This window comes from Paenibacillus sp. FSL M7-0134, from assembly GCF_038007865.1.
GTDB classification, from domain to species: Bacteria; Bacillota; Bacilli; order Paenibacillales; family Paenibacillaceae; genus Paenibacillus; species Paenibacillus polymyxa_B.
Window position 1 is genome coordinate 2,939,979 of the sequence record NZ_JBBOXV010000001.1, and the last position, 13,585, is coordinate 2,953,563.

The window sequence follows — 13,585 nt, forward strand, 5'->3', positions numbered from 1 at the left end:
ATGGCTACGCATATTAGGCGTTTTAATTTGTACATCATAGAGGTGAAAGAACGATGCTGGTCACTTTGTCTATACGGAATTTGGCGGTCGTAGAGGCCGTCGATGTTCATTTTTATAAAGGGTTTCATGTCTTGAGCGGGGAAACAGGTGCTGGTAAATCCATTATTATCGATGCGCTTGGCCTGATTGCAGGCGGTAGGGGCTCTGCTGATCTAGTGCGTTACGGTTGTGATAAAGCAGAGATGGAAGCCTTGTTTGAGCTGCCGGTAAAACATCCAGTTTGGAAAACACTTGAGGAACAAGGGATTAAGGCCAATGCGGAGGAGCATTTGCTGATTCGTCGCGAACTTACGGTTCAGGGGAAAAGCTCTTCTCGAATTAACGGTCAGATGGTTAATTTAACGATGCTGCGTGAGGTAGGTGAGCAGCTCGTCAATATCCACGGGCAACATGAGCATCAAAGCCTGCTACGTGCAGATCGCCATCTGGCGCTGCTGGATACGTTCGGTGATTCGGTGATCGGTCCAGTCAAAACGCTTTACCGTGAGCGTTACAATGCTTTTGTCAAAGCGGAAAAAGAAGTAAGAGAACTGCAAAGCTCCAGTCAAAAGGCTTATCAGCTTTTGGATATGTACCGATTTCAATTAGAAGAGATCGCTGCGGCGGAGTTGAAATTGGGAGAAGATGAATTATTGGCAGAGGAACGGGTCAAGCTATCCCATAGTGAGAAAATGATGGATGGGATATCAGGAGCATACGAACTGCTAAGCGGCAGAGGTGGGCTGGATACGATCAATAACGTATTGTCTAGATTGAACGATGTCCAAAGCTATGACAGCAAAAGCCTTCAGCCCATTGCGGAGCAGATTCAGTCTGCTTTTTACCAGTTAGAGGACGCAGCATTCCAATTACGTTCTTATCGTGAGGATATTGAATTTAATCCAGGCAAGCTGCATGAAGTGGAGCAACGTTTGAATCAAATTACCGGATTACAGCGAAAATATGGTGATAGTATAGAGCAGATTTTGGAATACTATAGCCGTATTGAGCAGGAAACCGATCTGCTGGAAAATAAAGATGAGCGGCTGGAGCAGCTCATTGCAAAACGGGATGAGTTGCTTTCCGATTTGCTGGAGATTTCGGAAGAGCTTACAGAAGCACGTGAAATTTGTGCTGAAGAGCTTGCAGAGCAAGTGGAGCAGGAGTTAAAAGACCTGCAGATGGAAAGAACGTCACTCAAGGTGCGCATTGATCCAATTGAAGATCCACGCGGATATGAGTATAAAGGTCTGAAGGTAAGACCTACCAAGCAAGGCATAGATAATGCGGAATTTCTTATTTCCCCCAATCCAGGTGAGCCACTACGTCCACTTGGTAAGATCGCTTCAGGCGGTGAGCTATCACGTATCATGTTGGCGATGAAAAGTATTTTTGCGCGTCATGATCAAATTCCAGTACTCATTTTTGACGAGGTGGATACCGGGGTGAGTGGTCGTGCAGCTCAATCCATTGCCGAGAAGCTATATCGTTTATCTTCCGTTTGTCAGGTGTTTTCCATTACTCATTTGCCACAGGTGGCATGTATGGCAGATCATCAGTACCTTATTGAGAAAAATGTTCATGATGGACGGACCATGACTCAAATTGAGGGACTTACGGAGGACGGGCGTGTCAAGGAATTGGCACGGATGCTGGGCGGCGTGGAAATTACCGAAAAAACATTGCATCACGCACAGGAAATGCTGAATTTGGCGGAAGGAAAGAAAGCCTGAAAAGAGCGGCTGGCGTAATGTTTAACAGTTATAAAAGCCTGGGGGCAAGGTTACCTTATAGGTACGCAATTGGCGACCACCTTTACTCGTCAAGCGAAAGAAGCAAAGGGAGCGTGACAGCCATTGAATTTTTACTCCAGGATCAAATTGCTCGGTCTTTTGCTTGTTTTTCTTATGTGTTCTATCGGTAACGCTCAGTATGTGCAAGCAGCGCTGCCTCCACAAGCTTCTTTGGATTTGTTCGGCTCTAAAAGCATGAGGACAACCCAAGAAAGTGTAGTCCCCGATTTAAAAGTATACCCGGGGGGGCAGACGATTGGGGTCAAAGTAAAATCTTCAGGAGTGCTTGTCGTCGGTCACCATATCATTCAGGAAAGTAATGATCGTAAGGTGTCACCTGGTGAAACAGCAGGGATTCGCCTAGGGGATCGAATTACACACATGAACGGCAAGCCACTCAATAGCCTGGCAAGGGTTGCTGAGGCAGTAGACGAAGCAGGTAAGAACAAAAAACCGCTCGACATCACGCTTTGTCGAGGGGAGCAGACCATTTCCACCAAGTTAACACCAGCATATGATCAAGATGATAAAGCGTGGCGGCTTGGGTTGTATATTAGGGACTCGGCTGCAGGTGTAGGTACATTAACGTTTTACGCACCGGACCAGGGTGTATACGGGGCCTTGGGTCACGTAATTACCGATATGAATACCCAAACCCCTATTGTCGTGGGGAGCGGAGAGATTGTGCAATCCAATGTGACGTCAATTGCGAAAAGCCAAAGTGGGGAACCAGGAGAAAAACGCGCTCATTTTCTCAAAGATCATCGGGTATTAGGAAATATTGAACGAAATACGAATTTCGGAATCTTTGGGAAAATGTCAGATGAGCCGCAATATGGATTGTATTCGACTCCTATTCCAGTGGCTCTTGCGAATGAAGTAAAAGAAGGACCGGCAGAAATTTTAACTGTGCTGGAAGGTCAACAAATTCAGCGGTTTCAGGCGGAAATTGTACACATCTCTCAGCAGGACAAACCAGCAACCAAAGGACTTGTGATACGCATTGTAGATCCAAAGCTACTGGATAAGACCGGGGGAATCGTGCAAGGAATGAGCGGTAGTCCGATTATCCAAAATGGTAAGCTTATCGGGGCTGTGACACATGTATTTGTGAATGATCCTAAATCAGGTTACGGTTGTTTTATCGAATGGATGCTGCGCGATGCAGGAATCATGCAGAATAACGTAAGCTTGAAATCATCTTCTAATCTTAAGGCGAGCTAGTGGCCTTAAGATTTTTTTGTCGAAAAGCAGAGGAATAACTCATAATTGCAAGATAAAGAATCAATTATAATAGAAACTCTAAAAAAAATAAATAAAAATAATTTTCGACAGAAGGAATTCATAATTCGATGTCGAAATCATATACTCCGACAAGAAATATTTATATACTGTAAACAGATATCACAATGGAATATCACTCAATGAGGAGGAAGTACATTGCAAAAAATTGAGGTATTGTTGGCTGATGACAACCGGGAATTTACGAATTTGCTTGCTGAATATATTTCCGATCAGGAGGATATGGAAGTTACGGGAATCGCCTATAACGGCGAAGAAGTGCTCCAACGCATCGCAGAATCCCGCAACATACCTGATGTACTTATTTTAGATATTATTATGCCTCACCTGGATGGTCTCGGTGTGTTGGAGCGTTTGAGAGAAATGAACCTGACTCCACAGCCGAAAATCATTATGCTGACTGCATTCGGTCAAGAAAATATTACACAAAGGGCCGTACAGCTCGGGGCATCTTATTATATTTTGAAGCCGTTTGACATGGAAGTGCTGGCTAACCGTGTTCGCCAATTGGTGGGACCGCAGTTAGTTAGCAGCAGTCCGGTAACCATTTCATCCATGCGGTCCAACGTAGTACCTATGGGTAAGACGAAAAACCTGGATGCCAGTATCACGGCCATCATACATGAAATTGGTGTACCAGCTCACATCAAGGGCTATCAATATTTACGCGAAGCCATTACGATGGTGTACAATAATATCGAAATCTTGGGAGCCATCACCAAAACATTATATCCGGCAATCGCCGAAAAGTTCAAAACGACGGCATCTCGCGTAGAACGCGCCATTCGTCATGCTATCGAGGTAGCATGGACCCGAGGAAATATCGACAGCATTTCACATCTGTTTGGTTACACCATTAATATCAGTAAGTCCAAACCAACCAATAGTGAATTCATAGCGATGGTGGCAGATAAGCTGCGGATTGAGAATAAGGTGTCCTGAAAGAGTCAGAATGATTGATGAAGCAAGGGATTTTTGGGGTTTGACGTTTATCAATGATAATTGCAGGGATGGCTTCTAATCTCCAAAACAGCCGCCCAGATTACCGATAAACTTCTGAATAGTAGAAAACTAATACCGCCTTTTTATTGGTTCTTCCAAGAACCAGTAAAGGAGCGGTATTTTTTATGAACGATTTTCAATTTCAACTGGACAATTTAAAGTTTTCTTCAATTATCGTCATTTCATTGCTATCAGTCGTCGTTCTACCAAGGGAGAGAGTTGGAATTGTTATTGAACTATTGCTTGATCGACAAGCTCTATAAGAAATATAATTAAAACAATCTTTCAAATGAGGTGAATCGGATGTCATTCCGTATTGTTCGAGGTATTTAGTTTCCGGGCTGGAAAAAACGCGTACCAGCCGTCAAGGGAGAAGTCTATCCTTTTGGCTACAAAAACTAAAATTCTGAATGATATCGGTCTGCTAACTCGTAGTTTTTATCCTTAATTGGAAGGTGGAAGAAAAATGAATTCAATAGAATATAAAGAGTTTTATGATAAGGTTGGAAAAATCAACGGATGGGATTTCAGCAATGTGAAATGTATCTCCAAAGGAGTAAAATGGGACTTCTACAATGAAGTGGCGAAGACATGCAAGAAGTCGGATATATTGCTTGATATCGGTACTGGCGGCGGGGAAGCAATTTTATCAATAGCAGATTCTGCATTACTTCTAGTTGGGATTGACCATTCCACCGGAATGATTGAAACAGCAACCAAGAATTCTGCTGAATCAGACATAGCAAATGTTCGTTTTCTCCAGATGGATGCTGAAAATCTGAATTTTCCTGAGAACTTCTTTAATGTAACCTCTTCTCGACATTCATGTTTTTATGCAAAAGAAATAGCAAAGGTGTTAGTAAAGGGTGGTATGTTCCTGACACAGCAAGTAAGCGAAAACGACAAATTAAATATTAAAGAAGCGTTTGGAAGAGGACAGGCATGGGGTGCTAAGAAAGACTCGTTAAAAGCTAAATATATTACCGAATTAAGTGATGCGGGCTTTAACGATATACAGTCATTTGAATTCAATGCAAACGAATATTATCAGACTCCTGCAGACTTAATATTCCTCTTGAAACACACTCCAATTATTCCTAACTTCGGAGAAAAAGAAATTGATTTTCAAATACTCCAACAATTTATTGTGGACAATCAAACCGAAATAGGAATAAGAACAAATTCAGAACGATTTATGGTGATTGCTAGGAAGTAAAACATAAAGGGATACCCGTTTCTGGGTATCCTTTTTTTAGAACTTATAAGTTTGATGGAATAAGTGAATAAAGATTTTCAGCATCTCCCTCGCTATATGACGATACAATTGTTGGGGATTCTAAAACATAATGCTCTCCACGAGGTTATAAAATAAACCTGAATCAGTTGCACCAACCATCACGAAGGGAAATTTTCCTTTTGTAAACAGTTCTGAATTTCTCTTTAATTTTGATATAAACAAAGTGTCGTTTCTTGTCGATATAGTATCTAATATAAAGAGAACTGAGGAGCGAATATATGAAATTTAACATTCGAACAAAATTGATATTGGGTTTTCTTGCGGTAATAATCCTGCTGATCGTGATTAGTACAGTATCTATCTCAAAAATGAAAAACCTAGGTGACACTTCGATGGCAATTGATAGCCATTGGATGCCAAGTGTGACCATACTGGGAACACTAAATGGTGATGTATCTGATGTAGAGCGGATTTCATTAAACATTATTGTAGAACGTGACCCAGAGGAAATGGAGAAGGTTCAGGCCGAATATGATAAGGTTTTAAAAAAGGTCGAGGACGGCCGCAAAACATACGAAAAATTAATTGCTACCCCTAAAGAACGCGAAATGTACGAAGAATTCTCCAAAAATTATACGGAGTATTTGGCTAAGTTGCCTGAAGTGATCGAAGCAGGTAAAGCCAATGATTATGCTCAATCAAGCATCCTTCATCAAGAGTCCTATAAGTTATGGTATAGTTCAAACGATATGATCAGTCAGCTCATTAAATTGAATGCAGATGGATCTAAACAGACTACGAAAGAAGCTGTTGACAACTTTATTTCAGGGAGACAATTGGTCATCGTTTTGAGTATAGCAGCCGTTATATTAGCATTGATCATGGCAATCATCATAGCCCAAATTATTTCTAAACCTATCTTGCGGATCAGTCGTGCTGCTGAAAGTATTGCATCGGGTGATCTTACAAGTGAAGCTATCATTGTGAAGGGCAAGGACGAGATCAGTACGTTGGCACATTCCTTCAATGTCATGGTTGAGAACCTTCGTCAACTGATTCAATCTGTGAGTAAGACGACTGAGTTGGTAACCACTTCCTCAGAAGAATTGACGGCCAGCGCAGAGCAAAATAGCCAAGCTTCTGCACAAATAACCGAAACGGTGCAAGAAGTAGCTACTGGAACAGGAGATCAGGTAGATATGGTGACGAAATCGTCCCAAGCTATTGAGGAAATGTCTATCGGTGTTGAGCAAATCGCCATCCGCGCGCAAAATGTATTCGCATCTGCGCAAGATGCGGCCCATAAATCGGCTGAAGGTAACCAGATGATTCAACAGGCAGTTACGCAGATGAATGCCGTGAATGATTCGATGAATGGATTGGCAGATCTCATGGCTGGATTGGGAGAGCGCTCAGACGAAATTGGCAAGATCATTGATGTTATCACCAATATTTCTAGTCAGACCAACCTTCTTGCCTTGAACGCTGCGATTGAAGCGGCCCGTGCAGGAGAACATGGTCGCGGATTTGCTGTAGTTGCAGGCGAAGTTCGCAAGTTGGCTGAACAATCGGCTCATTCAGCTCAACAAATTACGGAGCTAGTGGGATTGATTCAAAAGGATACTACCCATGCTATTGAGGCGGTAGCGTCTAACGGGAAGGATGTCATGACAGGTCGTGAAGTTGTACAAAATGCAGGCGCATCCTTTGAACTAATTCAGGAAACCGTAAATAAAGTGGCCAGTGAAATTGAAGAGGTTTCTGCCGGATCAGAACAAATGTCTGCAAGTACAGATGAGATTGTTGGTTTTGTCAGACAAATTTCAGCGATTGCTGAGGAAGCCGCAGCAGGGACACAACACGTATCTGCCGCAACTCAGGAACAGCTGGCGTCCATGGAGGAAATTGCTTCATCTGCAAGAAACCTGTCTACGATGGCAGAGGATCTGCAAGGGCAAATTGGTAAATTCAAAGTATAATTCGTATACTGCTTTTTATGTTTAAGAGGAACTAGCTGCTCTATTGTGAGCGGCTTTTTTCTTTTTTATTAATATATTGTGATTAAAGGGTGTAGATATGAGGAATCTGTAATTGGAAAGATATGATATAATGGTGGGAAATTCTTTGGGTTGGAGTGACATGATGGATAATAAGACTGAACTTAAAGCAAGTGAACTACGTCAGTTAGCGATAGACAAAATTATAGCTACACCATTTTTGAGTGATTTTAAATATCTGAAAAGCAGAAAAGTTTTGAAAAAAGAAACCAAGGAATTTATATTTGAAATTAGTTTTGGTGCGACTAAATATGGTGCATTAAAAGTTTATATTGTCGTAGAATCCAAAAAAATAAAAAAGAAGTATAGTACTGGGGCTTGTTTTCACAGTGAATTGATTGCTCTGACCAAGAAATATACGGAAAACAGGGATTACCTTGTGTCCACAGAAGCAGAAAGAGAACGAGTGATCCAAGAGATCGTTGAAGATATCTACGCTTTTGCGTTGCCCTTTTTCAAGCGATTCGAACATGTAGAAACACTAGCAGAACAAGTACATAAGTCAGGTTTTTTACCGCATCGCAAACGCTTTGATAAGTTTAATCCGTTGACGAAAAGATTCATTGATTTTTATTATCAAGGGGAGTAATGTAGCCATCTGGGCCATTTTTATTCTCACCATTGGGCTATGATAAGGAGAACGATCTTCATAGAGGGGATATTATCGTTTTTCAAAAGGATGATGTACAATTTGTAAAACGGATCAATGTACCCCTCAGGAAAAGATGATTTATCTAACATGCTCAATTTCTTGCTTAGAGGCGAGTCGGATGTTGCAATGGAGGGTACGATTTTTATATGGGTAGACAATCGGATGAACAGCACAGAGGCTGTATAACGGGTATATTTCAATGAATAAAGCTATAGGCTAAGTCATCGCATTGAACGGGCTAGTGGTATTAACCCAATTAATTCTAAAGCAAAGGCGGGGATGAGAGCATGTGGAATAGTCTGACTTGGGTGTTCTTCGGCGTGTTGTTGGTGGCGTTGGGTTGGATTGTTAAAGCAAGGCGTAGTCGCAGCAGCAACAAACAAGTGAATGAACAGCGGGGCAGTAATGTCGTTGAATTTCGTCCTCGTAAGTCCGCTCGACAATCCCGCACCGGAAATGAACCTAAGTCTAAAGTGTCTTCCGGTTCACGCGCGAATGCAAAAGCAGCAGGTATTCAGGCCCCAACTGGATTTGGACTGTCTGACTCTATCCAGGGTACAGGCAAGCAAAAATGCTCCTTTTGTAAAAAAGAAGACAAATTAACCTTCTATGCGGATGACAATGGTTCGCTGTACGGGGTGTGTAAAGAGTGTAAGCATAAGGCGGAAAGACAGGATATGTTGCCACTTTAGTTTATACAGACGATTGAGGACCATCATTAAAAAATTCTTATAATTAATAAAAACTCCCAACCGATGCAGTAAATTGGTTAGGAGTTTTTTTGTTTGTGCTTTACATTGTTATCTAATTTGCCTGTCAATCAATTCCTCAAGCGCATCTGCTATGTGATCTGGTCCATAGGATAGCTCTTCTCGGCTTAAGCTCAACCAGGCATGACGCTCATCCATATCAAAGGCAGTCTCCAGCCAACCAGATAACCCTCTGCCCCTGCGGTCTACTTCTACAAGCACATGCACACCCTCGGGTTCCAACTGCATAATCAGCTCCAGCTCCTCGATATCACGTGCATACTCTGATCCGGGCGTAAATTCAAATTCCTGTACGTACGGAACACCGCGTCCCAGCTTAGGGTGACGTTCGCAGGTGGAGGAACGGAATCGGAAGCCCAACAGGTGAACCGCCTCAAAGACTGTATTCATATAGGGATGTGGCTCGATTTTGAGTGAATCACGATCGGTTGGGTCCAAAGCCATGCCAATATCTAATGCTGTTTCCAGCCAGACGGGCTGTTTGGCGTGAGTAACAGGAGTTTCCAACGGCAATCTGAAGGAAAAAGGAATTTCAAGCTCCTGTCCTTGCTGTAGATGAAAGCCATCTGATACCTTGATCCGTGCAATGCAGCAGGTGGTGGTAGTTTTTTTATCATCGTGCTCCACGATATATTCAGTCTTGAGCTCAATGTCAATTTTGCCGATTTCCTGATCAATTTTGCCGCCTTTGATGCGCATGATGCCACTAAGTTCTTCCCCAGGCACATATACGGCTTGATCTACCAGTGTATCGACTTTAGCTGAACCGATTCCTGCGCTTGCTAAGATTTTGTTGAAAAAACTCATTATTCCGTCCCCCCAGATAACCTCATGGTCATGATATACAAACGAAAACTAAAAACTTGTACAGCTTAACCGGATATACGGGGCAATGGTTCGAATCGTTCCAAAAAAATGCAAGAAAAAAGTAACTGGTACTCACGTAGGCATATTGCAGCTTGTCGATCTATCTGTCTACTAATCGCAGTTCACTTTATGAGGAGGTATAAAGCAATTTCGACAGCGAGGCTCATAAGCCTCAGAGTCACCGATCATCACAATAGGTCCTACAGTGGAAGGTTTACCATTTACCATACGTTGCGTAAATACTGCTTCCGAGCTACCGCATACAGCGCAAAAGGAAGTCAGCTTCTCGATATCATCCGCCATGGCGAGTAGACCACCGACATAGCCGAACTCCTTGCCTCGATAATCCAGATTCAGCCCATCGGCAATTACATGCTTGCCGCAATAAGCTAGCTCTTGTACAAGCGACATAATATGACGACTGAAAAACTGGACTTCGTCAAAGGCAACCACGTCGGCATCTTTTGTTTCTTGTAAAATACGCTGAACGAGCTCATCTGTGAGTTTTCTGGGGATAGAGATAGCGGGCAGCCGATATCCGATCCGGCTTACTATTTCGTCCTCGGCATAGCGGTTATCTTCAGCGGGTTTGTAAGCGACCACTTTACGATGCCCGTATTGGATTAGTTTTTGACAGCGGCGAATCAATTCGCCGGATTTTTCACTGAACATGGGGCCTGTAATAATCGTAATTCGTCCTGTAGGCAAAGCGAATTCCCCTCTCTGTAACATGTACATAACACTGTAAATCTTCTTCTCCGAAAGAAAACGCCATTATAGATTACCATAACCAGCCGCATACAGACTAGAGAAAATATATTGTTTTTCGACATGTTGTGTATGTCTATTCCTAAAACGTAAATGTGGTCGTCATTGCTCTGCCGCCTCTGGCATGATATGGTGAAGCGTAGTGGAATGAAGGGAAGAGTGAAAGGCATGGACGAAAAAAATACGGATTATAGTGCCAAAAAAGGAGCATTACTGGAGCAAGGGCTGATCAGCCCGCAAGCTCTAGAACTCATCACTGAGCTGGAGACAGAGCTGAGCTTTCTGCGCAAGCAAAATGAATCATTTCGCAAGGCGCTGCGAGCCAAATCAGCACAAAGTCCAAGGATGTCTACTAAATTACGAGATGCGCTGTATGAATGATATGGAAAGATATCTGGATTAAAGGGTTATCTTTTTTGTAGCCTATGCCTAAATGCTATATTTTGTACAGTGAAATAAAGAGAGTACAATAAGCTATATATAATCAATTGTTAATGGAGGAGAAACATGACTATACATTGTGATGTCGCTATTTTGGGTGGAGGAACCGGGGGGTATGTAGCAGCCATTCGTGCCGCCCAGCTAGGCAAGGAAGTGGTTATCATCGAAAAGGACAAGCTTGGCGGAACCTGTCTGCACCGTGGTTGCATTCCGAGTAAAGCCTTGCTGCGCAGTGCGGAAGTATATGCGACGATTAAGGAAAGTGCACAATACGGTATTGAGACATCGGGAGCACAGCTTGTATTTCCTAAGGTTCAGGAGCGTAAGGAAGCCGTTGTGGAGCAACTGCATCAAGGCGTTCAATTTTTGATGCGTAAAAATAAAATTACGGTGCTGAGCGGTAAGGGACGCGTGATTGGGCCGTCTATATTTTCTCCAAAAAGCGGGGCAGTTGCTGTGGAACTAGAAGATGGTGAGATGGAAACGATTGTTCCTACACATCTCATTATCGCAACGGGATCACGCCCGCGTGTGCTGTCCGGACTGGAGCCAGATGGCGAATTTATCCTGAGCAGTGACGAAGCGTTAACTATGGAGGAGCTACCAGCATCCCTGATTATCGTGGGCGGTGGTGTTATTGGCGTAGAGTGGGCTTCCATGCTAAATGATTTTGGCGTGGAGGTTACGGTGGTTGAAGCCGCGAATCGACTTATTCCCACGGAAGACGAAGACGTTTCGCGTGAAATGCAGCGCTTGTTAACCAAGCGTGGTGTCAAGGTGCTGACGGGTTCACAAGTGCTGGCTAAAACATACGGCAAAGATGAGGAAGGCGTACAGATTGAGGTGCAAAAAGGGGAAGAAACCGAAACCCTCAGCGCTTCCAAATTGCTCATTTCTGTAGGGCGTCAGGCAAATGTGGAAAATATCGGGCTGGAAAATACGGATATCCGCGTAGAGCGTGGCTTTATCTCGGTTAATGAGCATTTGCAGACGAATGAACCACATATTTACGCCATTGGAGATTGCATCGGCGGCTTACAACTGGCGCATGCGGCGAGCCATGAAGGTTTGCAGGCGGTTCATCATATGGCGGGCGAAGAGTTTCACAGTGTACCTAACCATCTGATTCCGCGGTGTATTTATACACGTCCTGAAGCCGCGAGCGTCGGCTTAACGGAGCAAGAAGCCCGTGAGCGTGGACATCAGGTGAAGACAGGGAAGTTCCCTTTTCAAGCTATCGGAAAATCGCTAGTATACGGCAGTCGGGACGGCTTCGTCAAAGTAGTGGCCGACGAGAAGACCAATGATATTCTCGGTGTACATATGATCGGTACGCATGTGACGGATCTGATCAGCGAGGCCGCTCTTGCGCAACTGCTGGATGCTACGCCATGGGAAGTCGGACAACTTATTCATCCGCATCCGACGTTGTCGGAGATTTTGGGAGAAGCGATGTTGGCCGTTGATGGACAGGCGATTGGCATATAAACGTTTCAAATAAATCGGTGCTTTTCTTTTTGGGGAGAAAAGGATTATAATGGGGTTAGCCAGAGTTTAGTACCAGGTTTTAAGACAAGATGGTACTAGGTACTGGAAGTAGGATGTTTGACACTTAAGGAGGTGCCTCAATGAGTTCTAAAGGCGCTGTAGACGCTGGCTTCAGACATGAACAGCTGGGACTTACTCACGGACAAGTTATTGATATGTACAGATATATGTTGCTCGCAAGAAGATTTGACGAGCGCAACATGCTCCTGCAACGGGCAGGGAAAATTAATTTCCACGTTTCTGGCATTGGACAGGAGGCGGCACAAGTAGGTGCAGCTTTCGGCCTTGACCGGGAAAAGGACTATTTTCTTCCCTATTATCGGGATTATGGATTCGTGCTTGCGGTAGGAATGACGCCGCGCGAACTAATGCTGTCGGCATTTGCCAAGGCAGATGATCCCAATAGCGGTGGTCGTCAGATGCCAGGACATTTTGGTAGTAAACGGCTGCGTATTGTGACTGGCTCCAGCCCAGTAACGACACAGGTTCCGCATGCAGTAGGTGTAGCTTTGGCTGCCAAAATGCAGAAAAAGGATTTTGTTTCGTTTGTTACGTTTGGGGAAGGCTCCAGCAATCAGGGAGATTTTCACGAAGGCTGTAACTTTGCTGGTGTACAGAAGCTGCCAGTCATCATTATGTGCGAGAACAATCAATATGCGATATCGGTTCCGATTCATAAACAGTTGGCAGGCAAGGTAAGCGACCGTGCTTTGGGATATGGTTTTCCAGGGATTCGAGTCGATGGTAATGATGCGTTGGCGGTATATGCGGCGGTGAAGGAAGCACGGGAACGTGCTGTCCGCGGTGAAGGTCCTACGCTGATCGAAGCCATGATGTACCGTCTGTCTCCTCACTCCACCTCGGATAATGATCTGGCTTACCGGACCAAGGAGGAAGTGGATGAGAACTGGGCCAAGGATGGCGTAGCCCGTATGAAAAACTACTTGATTGAATGCGGCATTTGGGATGAGGCCAAGGATGCGGATCTGTCGGCTGAGCTGCTGCTCGAAGTCAAGGAAGCGATTGAATATGCAGATAAAGCGCCTTTTCCAAAGCCCGAAGATACGCTGCTGCATGTGTATGCAGATAGCGATGGGGAGGGCCGGTAA

At 43.9% G+C, this 13,585-nt stretch carries 12 protein-coding genes; 10 read left to right on the forward strand and 2 right to left on the reverse strand.

The window, feature by feature from the left end; all coding sequences use genetic code 11:
• The first annotated feature begins 53 nt into the window (after nt 1-53).
• The 7 genes from recN to NSQ58_RS13140 all read left to right on the forward strand — a co-directional run bounded on the left by recN (nt 54) and on the right by NSQ58_RS13140 (nt 8,774).
• Entirely contained in the window at nt 54-1,772 is a 1,719-nt protein-coding gene (recN, locus tag NSQ58_RS13110) for a DNA repair protein RecN (RefSeq protein ID WP_023989241.1), read from the forward strand.
• 123 nt (nt 1,773-1,895) lie between these two features.
• Entirely contained in the window at nt 1,896-3,056 is a 1,161-nt protein-coding gene (gene spoIVB, locus NSQ58_RS13115) for a SpoIVB peptidase (RefSeq protein WP_023989240.1), read from the forward strand.
• Nucleotides 3,057-3,272: 216 nt separating this feature from the next.
• On the forward strand, nt 3,273-4,076 hold the full coding sequence (gene spo0A / locus NSQ58_RS13120) for a sporulation transcription factor Spo0A (RefSeq protein ID WP_023989239.1): 804 nt from the start codon (nt 3,273-3,275) through the stop codon (nt 4,074-4,076).
• 526 nt (nt 4,077-4,602) lie between these two features.
• On the forward strand, nt 4,603-5,352 hold the full coding sequence (locus NSQ58_RS13125) for a class I SAM-dependent methyltransferase (protein ID WP_068941555.1): 750 nt from the start codon (nt 4,603-4,605) through the stop codon (nt 5,350-5,352).
• 299 nt (nt 5,353-5,651) lie between these two features.
• The gene (locus NSQ58_RS13130) at nt 5,652-7,352 is read left to right on the forward strand and encodes a methyl-accepting chemotaxis protein (RefSeq protein ID WP_076159524.1); all 1,701 of its coding nucleotides are present in this window, start codon (nt 5,652-5,654) and stop codon (nt 7,350-7,352) included.
• Between the two features lie 112 nt (nt 7,353-7,464).
• Complete coding sequence (locus NSQ58_RS13135) at nt 7,465-8,019, forward strand: hypothetical protein (protein WP_341057566.1); 555 nt, start codon at nt 7,465-7,467, stop codon at nt 8,017-8,019.
• Nucleotides 8,020-8,369: 350 nt separating this feature from the next.
• Nucleotides 8,370-8,774 (forward strand): hypothetical protein, encoded by a 405-nt coding sequence (locus NSQ58_RS13140; protein ID WP_341057568.1) that lies wholly within the window; start codon nt 8,370-8,372, stop codon nt 8,772-8,774.
• A 108-nt stretch (nt 8,775-8,882) separates the two neighbouring features.
• On the opposite strand, the gene NSQ58_RS13145 is transcribed toward NSQ58_RS13140, so the two are convergent.
• Both NSQ58_RS13145 and NSQ58_RS13150 read right to left on the reverse strand, forming a co-directional pair.
• Nucleotides 8,883-9,659, reverse strand: coding sequence for a sporulation protein (locus tag NSQ58_RS13145; RefSeq protein ID WP_023989233.1), 777 nt, complete (start codon nt 9,657-9,659; stop codon nt 8,883-8,885).
• 171 nt (nt 9,660-9,830) lie between these two features.
• Nucleotides 9,831-10,427 (reverse strand): thymidine kinase, encoded by a 597-nt coding sequence (locus NSQ58_RS13150; RefSeq protein WP_023989232.1) that lies wholly within the window; start codon nt 10,425-10,427, stop codon nt 9,831-9,833.
• Between the two features lie 207 nt (nt 10,428-10,634).
• Here NSQ58_RS13150 and NSQ58_RS13155 point away from each other — a divergent pair, with 207 nt between their 5' ends.
• The 3 genes from NSQ58_RS13155 to NSQ58_RS13165 all read left to right on the forward strand — a co-directional run bounded on the left by NSQ58_RS13155 (nt 10,635) and on the right by NSQ58_RS13165 (nt 13,585).
• Nucleotides 10,635-10,868: a hypothetical protein gene (locus NSQ58_RS13155; RefSeq protein WP_341057569.1), complete on the forward strand. Its 234-nt coding sequence runs from the start codon at nt 10,635-10,637 to the stop codon at nt 10,866-10,868.
• A gap of 126 nt (nt 10,869-10,994) precedes the next feature.
• Entirely contained in the window at nt 10,995-12,416 is a 1,422-nt protein-coding gene (gene lpdA / locus NSQ58_RS13160) for a dihydrolipoyl dehydrogenase (protein ID WP_028540605.1), read from the forward strand.
• A gap of 140 nt (nt 12,417-12,556) precedes the next feature.
• Nucleotides 12,557-13,585, forward strand: coding sequence for a thiamine pyrophosphate-dependent dehydrogenase E1 component subunit alpha (locus tag NSQ58_RS13165; RefSeq protein WP_023989229.1), 1,029 nt, complete (start codon nt 12,557-12,559; stop codon nt 13,583-13,585).